This is a genomic window from Flavobacterium sp. AJR, assembly GCF_002156885.1.
In the GTDB taxonomy this organism is placed as follows: Bacteria; Bacteroidota; Bacteroidia; order Flavobacteriales; family Flavobacteriaceae; genus Flavobacterium.
Genome location: NZ_NCWQ01000019.1, coordinates 1 through 12,923, shown reverse-complemented (window position 1 = coordinate 12,923; position 12,923 = coordinate 1). Strand labels below are relative to the sequence as shown.

At 32.4% G+C, this 12,923-nt stretch carries 10 protein-coding genes; 6 read left to right on the top strand and 4 right to left on the bottom strand.

Annotation, left to right across the window (positions count from 1 at the left end):
- Positions 1 to 3: 3 nt before the first annotated feature.
- The 3 genes from B8T70_RS06515 to prmA form a co-directional block, all read right to left on the bottom strand.
- Positions 4 to 1,275 (bottom strand): sterol desaturase family protein, encoded by a 1,272-nt coding sequence (locus tag B8T70_RS06515; protein WP_086894323.1) that lies wholly within the window; start codon positions 1,273 to 1,275, stop codon positions 4 to 6.
- Between the two features lie 69 nt (positions 1,276 to 1,344).
- Positions 1,345 to 1,620 carry an ATP-dependent Clp protease adaptor ClpS gene (locus tag B8T70_RS06510; RefSeq protein ID WP_035625878.1) on the bottom strand — a complete coding sequence of 92 codons (276 nt, stop codon included), beginning with the start codon at positions 1,618 to 1,620 and terminating at the stop codon, positions 1,345 to 1,347.
- Positions 1,621 to 1,654: 34 nt separating this feature from the next.
- On the bottom strand, positions 1,655 to 2,491 hold the full coding sequence (prmA, locus tag B8T70_RS06505) for a 50S ribosomal protein L11 methyltransferase (protein WP_039113002.1): 837 nt from the start codon (positions 2,489 to 2,491) through the stop codon (positions 1,655 to 1,657).
- A gap of 113 nt (positions 2,492 to 2,604) precedes the next feature.
- Between prmA and B8T70_RS06500 the strand changes: the two genes are divergently transcribed.
- The 6 genes from B8T70_RS06500 (at position 2,605) to B8T70_RS06475 (ending at position 11,566) form a co-directional block, all read left to right on the top strand.
- A complete protein-coding gene (locus tag B8T70_RS06500) occupies positions 2,605 to 3,747 on the top strand; it encodes a hypothetical protein (protein WP_086894322.1) in 1,143 nt (380 codons plus the stop codon).
- A complete protein-coding gene (locus tag B8T70_RS06495; protein WP_086894321.1) occupies positions 3,704 to 6,052 on the top strand; it encodes a hypothetical protein in 2,349 nt (782 codons plus the stop codon). The genes B8T70_RS06500 and B8T70_RS06495 overlap by 44 nt, the downstream gene beginning before the upstream one ends.
- 301 nt (positions 6,053 to 6,353) lie before the next feature.
- Entirely contained in the window at positions 6,354 to 7,376 is a 1,023-nt protein-coding gene (locus tag B8T70_RS06490; RefSeq protein WP_039119504.1) for a sugar kinase, read from the top strand.
- 233 nt (positions 7,377 to 7,609) lie between these two features.
- On the top strand, positions 7,610 to 8,278 hold the full coding sequence (locus tag B8T70_RS06485; RefSeq protein WP_086894320.1) for a bifunctional 4-hydroxy-2-oxoglutarate aldolase/2-dehydro-3-deoxy-phosphogluconate aldolase: 669 nt from the start codon (positions 7,610 to 7,612) through the stop codon (positions 8,276 to 8,278).
- Positions 8,279 to 8,474: 196 nt separating this feature from the next.
- Positions 8,475 to 9,941: a tagaturonate reductase gene (locus tag B8T70_RS06480; protein WP_086894319.1), complete on the top strand. Its 1,467-nt coding sequence runs from the start codon at positions 8,475 to 8,477 to the stop codon at positions 9,939 to 9,941.
- Positions 9,942 to 9,943: 2 nt separating this feature from the next.
- Entirely contained in the window at positions 9,944 to 11,566 is a 1,623-nt protein-coding gene (locus tag B8T70_RS06475) for a UxaA family hydrolase (RefSeq protein WP_086894318.1), read from the top strand.
- A gap of 99 nt (positions 11,567 to 11,665) precedes the next feature.
- Here the strand turns inward: B8T70_RS06475 and B8T70_RS06470 are convergent, their stop codons facing one another.
- Positions 11,666 to 12,694, bottom strand: a complete 1,029-nt coding sequence (locus B8T70_RS06470; protein ID WP_086894317.1) for a LacI family DNA-binding transcriptional regulator — start codon at positions 12,692 to 12,694, stop codon at positions 11,666 to 11,668.
- Positions 12,695 to 12,923: the final 229 nt, after the last annotated feature.

Here is a 12,923-nt window from a genome sequence, read left to right as displayed (position 1 = left end):
TTTTTAAGAGTTTACCAGAACTGGTTTTATGTTTTTAAAATCGACTTTTACAAAATAAATCGTGACTAGTAAAGAGATAATATGATACCCGATAACAACGATATTACCAAAGGGGAAAACAGAATTAAGCCCAAACCAATCCCCAAAATAAAGAATAATTGCTAGAACAGTTAGTAAACGTAGGCTTTCCCATAAAATAGCAAAACGGTTTTTATCCATTAGTTCAGTATAACTATAAATAGTTATGAAAATAAAAAAGCCATAATAAAAGATATTTGGGAAACCAATCTTGGCAATATTACTAAACAAGTAACTTACAAACAGCAATGTTATCATAACTTGGGTAATCGACCAAAAAATGAGTTTGTTAGAGTTATCGGTTCCGTACTTGGCGTAGTTATATACATCGGTGATTTTGTTGACAGGATATTTTTCTTCAAAATTTTCAGGACGCCAACCTGTTGGTTTAAACCAAATTGTGAATTTATCTTTCCAGTTTTCGGCACGCCAGGCATCACTAATCATTAATGCCAAATGCTGAAAATTTATTCGGATCGGATTCCATGTATTTGCGGGTCTTGTAATACCAAAAACAGGCGGAACTGTATCTAGTTCTTCTTGAAAAGTGCCAAAAAGTTTATCCCAGAATATAAAAATCTGCGAATGGTTTTTGTCCAGATATTCAGGGTTTATAGCATGGTGAACCCTGTGATGAGAAGGTGTTACCAATATATGCTCCAAAACTCCCATTTTCTTGATATATTTAGTGTGATACCAAAACTGTAAAAACAAATGAAGAGGCAATGTTATAGCAATAACATTAGCGGGAATCCCAAGTAATGCTGCGGGAATAAGCAAGAATGTAAATAGATTTACAAAACTAGCAATAGGTTGTCTTAATGCACAAGCCAAATTAAATTCTTCACTACTATGATGAATGGCATGTTTGTTCCAGAGAAAATTAATTTGATGTGATAAACGATGACTCCAGTAGCCATAAAAATCTATTACAAAAAATCCGATAAGATAGGTGAGGACAGTAGTTTCGATATGATAAATAGCAATTTTAGAAACCAGCCATTCATAAGAAATAAAGGTAATTGTAAGCCCGAGAACATCCTTAACCGAATTTGTAATCCCAGAACTTATGCTAGAGACGCTATCGATTAAAGGAACGTGGTCTTGTTTTATATATAAACCATAAGATTTCTCGATTATAATTAATAATAAAAAAATCGGCATTGCAATAATTAGTATTTTCCCGTACTCTTCCATAAAAAAAATAGTGTAATTTATTCAAATATAGAATAAATTACACTATTTTTTAAATTATTGGTAATTAAATTAAATAATCTCAGCGCTCAGTCCAGCTTCTAAAAGTTGGGTGCATTGTGGTTTTAATTTATCCATCGATCCCGTTTTTACAGTACATTTTCCGTTATAATGTACAATAAGCGAACATTGTTCTGCTTGTTCAGGTGTATGATTACATACGCGAATTAAAGTTTCGATTACATGATCAAAAGTATTTACATCATCGTTATACACAATAATTTCGTTGTTAAATGATATTGCTTCTTTTTCCCGAACTTTTTCTCTTACTTTTTCTTTAGTACTCATTTTTTCAGCTTTTTGTACTGTTGTAATTCATTAATTACAAATTTACATATTTTAAAGAAACCCAATTATTTCTTTGAAATTTTTTAACATATTCTAATCCTCTTTCAGTGCATGATGCATCAATGTAAGGGATGTCTTCTTCATAAAAACCACTTAATAATAAAGTCCCTTTTGGATTCAGACAATCAACATAACTTTGCATATCATTTAGTAATATGTTACGGTTGATATTAGCAATAATCAAATCATATTTTTTACCTGCTAATAAAGCTGCATCACCTTCGTAAACGGTGATATGCTTGCAATTATTGCGTTCAGCGTTTTCTATAGAGTTTAAATAACACCAGTTATCAATATCAATAGCATCGATTGGTTGCGCGCCTTTCATTTCGGCAAGAATAGCAAGAATAGCAGTTCCACAACCCATATCAAGCGTTTTCATTCCGTTAACATCCATTTCTAATAAATGCTGAATCATCATGTGAGTTGTTTCGTGATGACCAGTTCCAAAACTCATTTTTGGTTCAATTACAATATCAAACTCGGCATCAGTTTTTGGATGAAAAGGAGCACGTACGTGGCAATTTCCATCAACATCGATAGGTTCGAAGTTTTTTTCCCATTCTTCGTTCCAGTTTACTTGCTCGATTTCTTCGAATGTATATTCAATTTTAAATTCATCCGATTGTAAAATATGAATATCTTCCAGGATAGCTTCGTCCCATAAATCCTTTTGAACAAATGCAGAAATCCCAGTTTCGGTTTCAGTAAAACTCTCAAATGCTTTCTCGCCTAATTCGGCAATTAGTATTTCTGATCCTAACTCTTTAGGTTCAATTGTAAAGTGATACCCGATATAAATGTTTGACATGTTTATTTTTTTTGCAAAGGTAGCAATCGAAACTTAAAATTGTTTAAAAAAAATAAAGAACCTTATTCTTTTATGCATTACTTTAGCTTTAAAATTGTAAGTATTATTAAAAAATGAAAAGCTTAATTATTATACTGTTGTTTGTGGTAATAAATAGCTCTGGATGCGATGAAAAGAAAGAAGTCGTTCGTTCTTTTTGTTATTGGAAAACAAGTGCTTATTTTGATAAAGAAGAAGATTATATTTGTAAGAATTTAAATGTAAAACACATGTATGTTCGGTTTTTTGATGTGGATTGGAATCCATATACCAATGAACCTCTTCCTGTTGCAACGATAAGCCGAATAGATCTGAATGAAAGTAATCCAGAAATTACGCCAAGTGTTTTTATTACTAATGAAGTTGTTTTGAAGGCAAATAAAGTACAATTAGATAGTTTAGCCAGAAGAATCCAGAAAAGGATAACAGAAATTGGACTCAATTATAATAAAGAAAAGGCATATAAGAGAGCCAGTACTATTGTATATTCAGATTATGGGAAGCAAAATGGGCAGATTAAAAAAGCATTAGATTTAGATTCCATAAAAGCAATTGAATTAGCTAAGTTAAAACCCAATTTTGAAGAGATTTTAATTGATTGTGATTGGACAGAAAAATCCAAGGACAATTATTTTTATTTATTACAACAAGTTAAAAAAGAATTTAAAAGTTCCCAATTATCTGCAACCATAAGATTATGGCAATATAAATATTGTGAAAAAGCTGGAACTCCCCCTGTAGATCGTGGGTTATTAATGTGTTACAATTTATCAAGTCCTAATGATTATAAAACGAAGAACTCAATTGGTACAAGTGATGAATTAGAAAAATACATAACACATAGTGATTATGATCTGGATTTAGATATTGCATTACCTTTATATAGTTGGTCGGTCGTTTTTAGAGGAAATGAATTTAAAGGTATCGTTTCTGATTATGAAGAGTTTGTTAAAGATTCTACACGGTTTAAAAAAGTAGCTGATAATAAATATCAACTTCAAGATGATGTTTTGATAGGGCAGACGTACTTGCGAAATGGGGATGAGATAAGAATTGAAAAAATCTCAGATGAGGAGATAAATAAAATGATTTCGATTATAAAAAACAGAATACCATTTGATAATCATACAAAGGTTACTTTCTTTTCTTTTGATAAAAAATACATCCACGATTATGGCATCAAAAACATATCCGGGTATTATGCGCGTTTTCAGTAGTTTAGTTTTACTGTTTATTTTTCAGGCTTCGTTTGCTTGCGGATGGTATGAATCGGCAGAAACGAGTCGTTTAGCCTTGTTTAAATCAGAAAGAGATGGGTTCTTAAAACTGCATTATTTTTGTTATTCAGCTAATAGTTATCATGAGATTAGCCAGGTTTCTAATAAAGATCAGGAATTAAATTGTATTGAATGGCAGAAAAAAATAGGAGCAAACGTTTCTACATCAGATATTTATACAATTTTATACGAAACAGATTCTGATAAATTCCAAGCAGCTTATCAAACCAATACCTTAAAGCAAGTTTTTGCAAAGAATACTTTTATCGCAACTTTGTTGCGTTTAAAAAATAAACCCTTCTTAGACTATTTAGTATTAGCTAAAAAATTAGAATATAATAATGTTCCAAGTTCAAAATGGGAATCTTGGAGCGGAATAAACAGTTATCCGGAAAACGTAAACACTGTTGCAATAGGTGATTATAATAAAAAGATTTTGTCTGCCAAAGATCCTTTTTTAAAACAGCGCTACGCATTTCTTGTTCTTAGAGATCGTTTTTATAGCTCAGACAAAGCCGAAGTAATCCGTTTATACGATACTTATTTTGCTAACAATAATAATACGATTTTAGAACCTTGGGCATTGTATTATAAAGCCTTATGTATTGATGATTTTCCTCTTCAAAATTATTTACTGAGTAAAGTTTTTGCTTCTTGTGATGATAAATCATTTGCGGTAATGCAGCATTACAATTTTAAGCAAACTGCCGCTACACTAAGATTGGCAAAGAATGATGATGAACGAAACATGATTTTGATTATCGAAAGTTTGCGTAATCCTGCTCCAGACTTAAATACTATAAAACAAATCTATAAATTCGATCCTAATAGCATTTATTTTAGTTTTTTAGTTCAAAGAGAGATAAATAAACTCGAAGATTGGATTTTTACTCCCAAATATTCCGTTAATAAAATTCCGGCAGTAAGTTTTGATAAAATGAGTTGGTATGATAATTATGAAAAAGCCAAAGCAGATAATTTTAATAAAGACATTTTTTATCTAAGAGAGTTAAAACAGTTTTTAATTGATGTTCATGACGAAGTTTCAGGAGAACAGAAAGATTTTATTGCGTCAGCAATTGCTCAACTGTGTTTTATAGATGATGAAATAGACTTGGGAAAAAAATATGTCAACATGATTTCTGTTAATGCTAATGTTTCAATCCAATTGCAAAAAAATATTCAGTTGGCTCTTGTGGCATTAAAACAAGATAATTTACAAGATAAAAACACCCAAAATAATCTCTTTAAATATTTTAATGTAATAGAGGATTTAGTTGAAGAGGATGTTAGTTTACTTAAAAACTTGTATAGTTTGTATCGGATTGCAAGTGATGAATTTTCTAAACAAGGAGATAAAGCGATAGCTGGTTTATTATTTTTAAAATCTAATCTTAAAAAAGAAGCATCTGATTCCTGGTATTATTATGCACCATCTTTTTACGAATATACTGGCTACTTTGAGCGATATGCAACTCTAGAGGATATGGATAACCTGATTGAATTGTATCAAAAAGAGGATAAAACACCGTTTGAGAAATACATTTGTGCAGGAACTACGGCACCAGATGTAAATTTTTATAGAGATGTAAAAGGAACGATTGCTTTCAGGAAAAATAATTTAGCAATAGCCTATCAGGTTTTTGCTAGTATGCCAGCTAATTTCTGGCAGAAAAACTACGAGTATAAAAATAATCTTAATGAAGATCCATTTGTTCCGAAGGTGTTGCAAAAAGCTAAGGAAAGAAAGTTTAGTTATCGTTTTAATAAAGCTGAATTTGTAGCTAGATTAATTGAGTTAAAAAAAGAGAATACTGCCACAAGCAATTTACTATTAGCGCATGCTTATTTTAATGTTTCCTATTGGGGTAATTCTTGGATGATGCTTGCTTATGACTGGTCTTCTAGAATTGGAGAAACGGATTCTGATTATATATATGGAGGAAATAATTATGATGCTGAGATGATGTATCAAAATTCAAATTATTATCGATGTACGCTAGCTAAAATGTATTATGAAAAGGCATTGAAATTGTCTAAAAATAAAGAAGAAAAGGCAGTGGCTAGTTTAATGATTTTTGAATGTAATTATTATGATTATTATCGAAATTCTGATATTTCACCCGCTGCTAATCTTACTGCTTTTAAATCAGGAAAAGAAATTACCGATTTTTATTCTGTGTATAGTACAACAAAAACATTCAAGCAATATAATTGCCCACTTTTAAAAGCATTTATAAATTAGGATTTGGATATAAATTTAACCGCAAAGCACGCTAAGATTTACGCAAAGTTCGCAAAGGTTTGAACCATTAAGGCATTAAGAAAAATTAAGGTTTTAAAAATCCGTTTTTATCAGCGTCTTTGCTTTAGCAAATCTGTGTTATCCGCGTTGCTTTATAGACAATGCAGAAAATCCTTTTAATCCTTGAAATCTGTGGCAAAAAAATAACTATTAAGAGCTAAAACTTAATTTTTCTTAATCTCTTAATGGTGAAAATTTCAAACCATTTATGGTAAATAAATAATATTAATAAGTATTTATAATGAATAAAGTAGTTGCATTCGGTGAAATTATGTTGCGTCTTTCGACAGAGAGACACCTCCGTTTTTCTCAAGCTAAAACATTTGGATCTAATTATGGCGGAGGCGAATTTAATGTTTGCGTGTCTTTGGCTAATTATGGTTTAAATGCTGAGTTTGTAACACGATTACCCGAAAACGAAATCGGTGCTTCGGCAGTAAAAGAAATGCGAAAAATGAATGTGGCTTCCCAAAATGTAATTTATGGGGGAGAACGCTTAGGGATTTATTTTCTGGAAACAGGTGCAGGAACACGCGGAAGCAATGTAGTTTATGACCGTGCGCATAGCTCGATGGCAACTATTGAAAAAGGATTAATCGATTGGGAGAAAGTTTTAGAAGGGGCAAATTGGTTTCATTGGAGCGGAATTACTCCAGCAATTTCCCAAAGTGCTGCCGAAGCTTGTCTTGAAGCTATTAAAGTGGCTCATAAAATGGGAATTCCGATTTCATGTGATTTAAATTATAGATCAAAATTATGGCAATATGGCAAAGCTCCAAGCGATGTTATGCCAGAGATGTTACAATATAGCAATGTTATTTTAGGAGATATTGATACGGCATATTTCATGCTTGGAATCCCTAAAGTAAACCCTAATTATCAGGATGAGAAATCACTTCCTGTTTTGTACAGTAAGTTATTTGAACTGATTCCGAATTTAAAAACTGTCGCAACAACTTTACGCTATTCTGTAAGCGCATCTCACCAGAGAATTGGAGGTGTATTATTTGACGGAAAAGCAATTTATCAGGCTGCCGTGCAAGAGGTAACACCAGTCGTGGATCGTGTAGGAAGTGGCGATGCTTTTATGGGAGGATTAATTTACGGATTACTGGAATACCCAAATAATAACCAAAGAGCATTAGATTTTGCAGTTGCAGCTTGTTGCTTAAAACATACCATTGCAGGCGATTATAATTTGGTTACGTTAAAAGAAGTTGAAAATATGCTAGATGGTAATTCGGCAGGATTAGTATCAAGATAAATAATCATGCCTTGGGTATAATTAATAAAAAAATATTTAACACATAGTCCCGATCCCGAAACCTCGGGACGGGATAGATTTAAAATTAAAACTGAGGGTATTTCAAGAAAATTATAATTTTTTCGCATAGTGCTATGTGATTTATTTTGAGTGAAACGTCTTTTTTAGACTATGCAAACTATGATTCTATGTGTTAGAAAATAATTATACTAAACAGGTTAAATAATATAAAAATGGCAAAATATTCAAGAATAGAAGTAGCTACGACAATGAAAGAAAACGGTATGATTCCGCTTTTTTTTCATTCAGATATAGAGATAAGTAAGAAAGTATTAAAAGCGTGTTACGATGGAGGTTCTAGATTAATGGAATTTACGAGTCGTGGTGATTTTGCTTTTGAAGTGTTTGGGGCTTTAAATAAATATGCTTTGGCTGAATTGCCCGGAATGATTCTGGGTGTAGGATCAGTTACCGATGCCGCAGCAGCTTCATTATACATGCAATTGGGAGCTAATTTTATTGTAACGCCAGTACTTAGAGAAGATATAGCAATAGTTTGTAATCGTCGTAAAGTATTATGGTCACCAGGTTGTGGCACACTTACCGAGATTGCCAAAGCCGAAGAATTAGGTTGCGAAATCGTGAAATTATTTCCAGCAGATACTTATGGACCAGAATTTATAAAAGGAATAAAAGGACCATCTCCCTGGACGAGTATTATGCCTACGGGTGGAGTTTTTCCAACCGAAGAAAGTTTGTCATCCTGGCTTAATGCTGGTGCAACTTGCGTGGGAATTGGTTCGCAATTAATCTCAAAAGAAATAATAGACAACAAGGATTTTGAAGGACTAAAAAACAAAGTCAGTGAAGTTCTTGAGATTATTAAAAAAATTAGAAAATAAAATACGGAACTGAGATTCCTAAAGATTGTTTTTAAATGTTTTTTTGATTTTTAAGTTGTAATAGAGCATTATTCTTGCAGAATAAAACCTGCCAGTCCTCACAACAAGTTTTGTTGACAGCAAGTATAATGTTTCTTTTACAACTGAAGGTTTGGAACTTTTAATTCGATTATATACAACACTTTAAGTTATAATAATGAAAAAACTAAATAGAGAAAATATAGGATTATCCGATAAACTTCCAATAAAAATTGTTCAATTTGGAGAAGGAAATTTTTTGAGAGCATTTGTAGAATTTGCTTTTCAGAAACTGAATCAAGATGCCAATTTTAATGCAGGAATTGCTGTTGTACAGCCTATTGATAAAGGCTTGGTTAATATGATTAACGACCAGGATGGTTTGTACACATTATTCATGAAAGGGATAAAAAAAGGAGAAGAAATTCAGGAAAAAGAATTGATTACAAATATTGTAAAAGCAGTTGATCCTTATGCTTCTTTTAATGAGTTTTTGGCTTTAGCCAAAGAAGAAGAATTAGCTTTTATCATTTCTAATACTACCGAAGCAGGTATAGAATATATTGCTAGTGATAAGCCTACAATGCAACCGCCAGTTTCATTTCCTGCTAAATTAACGGTGCTTTTACACGAAAGATTCAAACATTTTAATGGGGATAAGTCTAAAGGATTAACGATTATTCCTTGCGAATTAATCAATTATAACTCTGATACTTTAAAAGAAATTATATTAAAATATTGTGCAGATTGGAGCCTTGAAGTAGATTTTACATTATGGCTTTTAAATCATTGTACTTTTCATAATACATTGGTAGACCGTATTGTTCCGGGTTATCCAAAAGATCAAATTGAAGAATACAACAAACAGTTGGATTACTCAGATAATTTGATTGTAAGTGCCGAAACATTCTTTTTGTGGGTTATAGAAGGGGATGATAAATTGAAGGTAAAACTTCCGTTTGAGAAAACCAATCTGGATGTGAAAATTGTTGCCGATATGCAACCGTATAGAACTCGTAAAGTTAGAATTTTAAATGGTGCACATACTGCAATGGTTCCGTTTTCTCTTCTTTATGGAAATGAAACGGTAAAAGAAACAGTAGATAATCCATTTACAGGTGACTTTGTAAATAAAGCCGTTTTTGATGAAATAAACGAAACATTAAACATGGACAAAGACGAGCTAATAAGCTTCTCTGATGAAGTCTTGGATCGTTTTAGAAATCCATTTATAAAGCATTTACTATCCAGTATTGCATTGAACTCTATTTCGAAATTTAAAGTTCGTGTTTTGCCAAGTTTAGTCGAATATGTTGCAATTCACAACAAGCTTCCAATTCATTTAACGTTTGCTTTTGCTTGTTTGATTCGTTTTTATAAAGGCACTTGGCAAAATCAAGCTTTACCAATTAATGATAGTGAGGATATTGTTATTTTCTTTGATGGACTTTGGAAATCCGATGATTATGAGAAAATTGCACGACTTACTTTGCAGAATAAAAGTTTCTGGGATGAAGATTTAACGCTGATTCTGGGCTTGACAAAAGCAATTACAATAGCATTAGAGGAAATTGATGCAAACGGAATTGAGAATGGTTTTGCTAATTTCCAAAAACAATTAAATACAACAACTCAGAACGTTTAATCATGGCAACTCAAAAAAAAATAATAAAAGTTCATCCTACCGATAATGTAGCGGTAGCTTTGGTAAATCTTTCAGCTGGTGAGGTCATCAATTTTGAAGGTGAAGATATCACTATTAAAACTGATGTGAAAATGAAACATAAAATTGCTTTGTCTGATTTTGCGTCAGGCGAAAAAATTATTATGTATGGTGTTTTGGTCGGAAGAGCAAGTCAAACGATTGTAAAAGGAGATGTACTTACGATAAGTAATGTAAAACATGAAAGCGCAAAAGTATTCGAAAAAACAGAATCGATTGGCTGGACTGTTCCGAATATCGATAAATGGAAAGACAGAACTTTTGATGGATATCATAGAGAAGATGGGCAAGTAGGAACTGAAAATGTTTGGTTGTTTTTTCCATTGGTTTTTTGTGAAAACAGAAATATCGAAATCCTAAAAGATATTTTCGAGAAGGAATTAATGAAACCGAAAGAGAATGATTACCAGTTATTACTTCGCTCTTTGGTAAAGTCAGAAAGTGGTGGTGCTAGTAATGAAGCAGCTTCTAATGATTCTAATTTATTCAATAATATCGAAGTAAAATTCATCACCCATCAAGGTGGATGTGGTGGTATTCGTCAGGATTCGCATAGTTTAGCCAAATTGTTGGCTGGTTATGTAAACAATCCTAACGTGGCAGGGGCAACCGTATTGAGTTTAGGATGTCAGAATCTTCAAATTCAGATTTTTAAAGATGCTCTGGACGAGATAAATCCTAACAGTAAAAAGCCTGTTTTAATTTATGACCAGCAACAAATAGGAACTATCGAGGCAATGCTTAGTAGCGTTGTAAAAGATACATTTGAAGCTATTAAAAAAGCGAATGAAATACAAAGAACGCCAGCTCCATTGTCTAAATTAAAAATTGGATTGGAATGTGGTGGTTCTGATGGATTTTCAGGAATTTCGGCGAACCCAACATTAGGAATAACATCCGATTTATTGGCTGCTTTAGGAGGAACTACAATTCTTTCGGAGTTTCCAGAATTATGTGGAGTAGAGCAGGAGTTGGTAAACCGTTGTGTAGAGGACGAGAGCGGAAAACGTTTCTTGGAATTGATGAAATGGTATGAAAAAACGGTTGTCGATGCAGGTTCTGGATTTGATATGAACCCTTCACCAGGAAATATAAAAGATGGTTTAATTACCGATGCAATGAAATCGGCTGGTGCTGCCAAAAAAGGAGGAACTTCGCCAATTGTAGGTGTTTCGGATTATGGAGAATATATTACAAAACCAGGTTTAAACTTGCTTTGTACTCCAGGAAATGATGTAGAATGTACTACGGCAATGGTTGGTTCTGGAGCAAATATGGTTTTGTTTACAACAGGTTTAGGAACTCCAACAGGAAACCCAATTGCACCAGTTGTAAAAATTTCATCAAACTCTGAGTTGGCTGCAAAAATGTCGGATATTATCGATATTGATACAGGCGGAATCATTACAGGAGAAAAATCTATCGAAGAAATGGGTGATGAAATGTTAGAATTTATAATAAATGTAGCAAGTGGTAAGATCAAAACCAAAGCTGCGATTTTAAATCAAAACGATTTTATTCCTTGGAAACGTGGGGTTTCGCTTTAAGATAAAATTACCAACGATATAAGTTATGTAAGGAAATATAAGTTTTATAAACATTTCGCTTAAATGAACTTACATAACTTATATGGTTAAAATAAAAAACTAAGAGGTAGTTCTTGCAGATGATTTACGGATGTGTAATTCAGGCTTCAGGACTACCTTTTTTTCGATCATGATTTTATCTGTTTTCTCCATTTGTTCTAAGAAAACACGAGCCGACATTTTACCCATTTCCAATGGAGACTGATCTACAGAAGTTATAGATAATTCCATGAATTTAGTAAAAGGTTCGTTACTAAAACCAGCAACACAAAAATCGGCAGGAATATTAATATCTCTGGCTCTCAATTCCTGAATTGCTCCCAAAGCTGCAAAATCACTCGAAGAAAATATTGCATCTGGTGGCGTATCGTATTGCATTAAAATATCTAATGCTTCTTTTCCTGCATCAACACTACTCTTGGATTGGATAACATATTTTTCGTCAAATGTTAATCCAGAATCTAATAAAGCCTGTTTGTAACCAAGAAACCTGTTTTTGAAAATTTCCAGCGACTGGTCTCCAGAAAAATGTGCAATAGATTTACATCCTTGATTAATAAGATGTTTGGTAGTTTCGTATCCACCTTTAAAGTCATCGATTGTTACAGAACTTACTCCGTTGATGTCTTTTTTTCTATCAAAAAATATTAGCGGAACGTTATTGTTAACGATATTCATAAATGCTGTATCGTTTTCATTTGTAACATCGGTAACCGACATTAAAATTCCATCTACCTGAGCATCAAGTAATGTATGTAAGTTTTCATTTTCTCTTTTTGGATTTTCATGAGTTTGACAAATAATAACATGAAAACCATGTGGGTGTAATTCTTCTTCAATACCTCTAATTACCGAGGCAAAAAAGTTACTATCAATACGAGGAACAATAACACCTACATTATTGCTTCTTCCACTCTGTAGAGCAAGAGCAAGTCTGTTTTGTTTGTAGTTCATCGCAGCAGCTGTTTCTATAACTAACTTACGCGTACTTTCTTTGATCTTAGGATTATTATTTAATGCTCTAGATACAGTAGCAGCAGTGATATTTAATCTTTCGGCAATATCATAAATAGTTATTTTTTCGCTCATGCAGCAGTAGTCTTTTTATTAGTAAGTTACAAAAATAAGAATTTTTTTAACATTAATGGCTGGTAGTTGTTATCGATTACTTTATTTCTTTAGTAAGGCTTTTAAAAGTGCATTATAGTAATAATTTATTAGTTTTTTTGAACTAAATATAATTTTATTTGTGATTAAAAATTAAATATCTAATTTTTATCTAAATATATTTGGCGCATTCAAAGTAATTATATATTTT

Bases quoted from the DNA above. Each gene is read 5' to 3' on its own strand.
- B8T70_RS06485 (WP_086894320.1), top strand. From the start codon at position 7,610: ATGGCAAAATATTCAAGAATAGAAGTAGCTACGACAATGAAAGAAAAC.
- B8T70_RS06500 (WP_086894322.1), top strand. From the start codon at position 2,605: ATGAAAAGCTTAATTATTATACTGTTGTTTGTGGTAATAAATAGCTCT.
- B8T70_RS06475 (WP_086894318.1), top strand. From the start codon at position 9,944: ATGGCAACTCAAAAAAAAATAATAAAAGTTCATCCTACCGATAATGTA.
- B8T70_RS06490 (WP_039119504.1), top strand. From the start codon at position 6,354: ATGAATAAAGTAGTTGCATTCGGTGAAATTATGTTGCGTCTTTCGACA.
- B8T70_RS06470 (WP_086894317.1), bottom strand. From the start codon at position 12,694: ATGAGCGAAAAAATAACTATTTATGATATTGCCGAAAGATTAAATATC.
- B8T70_RS06510 (WP_035625878.1), bottom strand. From the start codon at position 1,620: ATGAGTACTAAAGAAAAAGTAAGAGAAAAAGTTCGGGAAAAAGAAGCA.
- B8T70_RS06480 (WP_086894319.1), top strand. From the start codon at position 8,475: ATGAAAAAACTAAATAGAGAAAATATAGGATTATCCGATAAACTTCCA.
- prmA (WP_039113002.1), bottom strand. From the start codon at position 2,491: ATGTCAAACATTTATATCGGGTATCACTTTACAATTGAACCTAAAGAG.
- B8T70_RS06515 (WP_086894323.1), bottom strand. From the start codon at position 1,275: ATGGAAGAGTACGGGAAAATACTAATTATTGCAATGCCGATTTTTTTA.
- B8T70_RS06495 (WP_086894321.1), top strand. From the start codon at position 3,704: ATGGCATCAAAAACATATCCGGGTATTATGCGCGTTTTCAGTAGTTTA.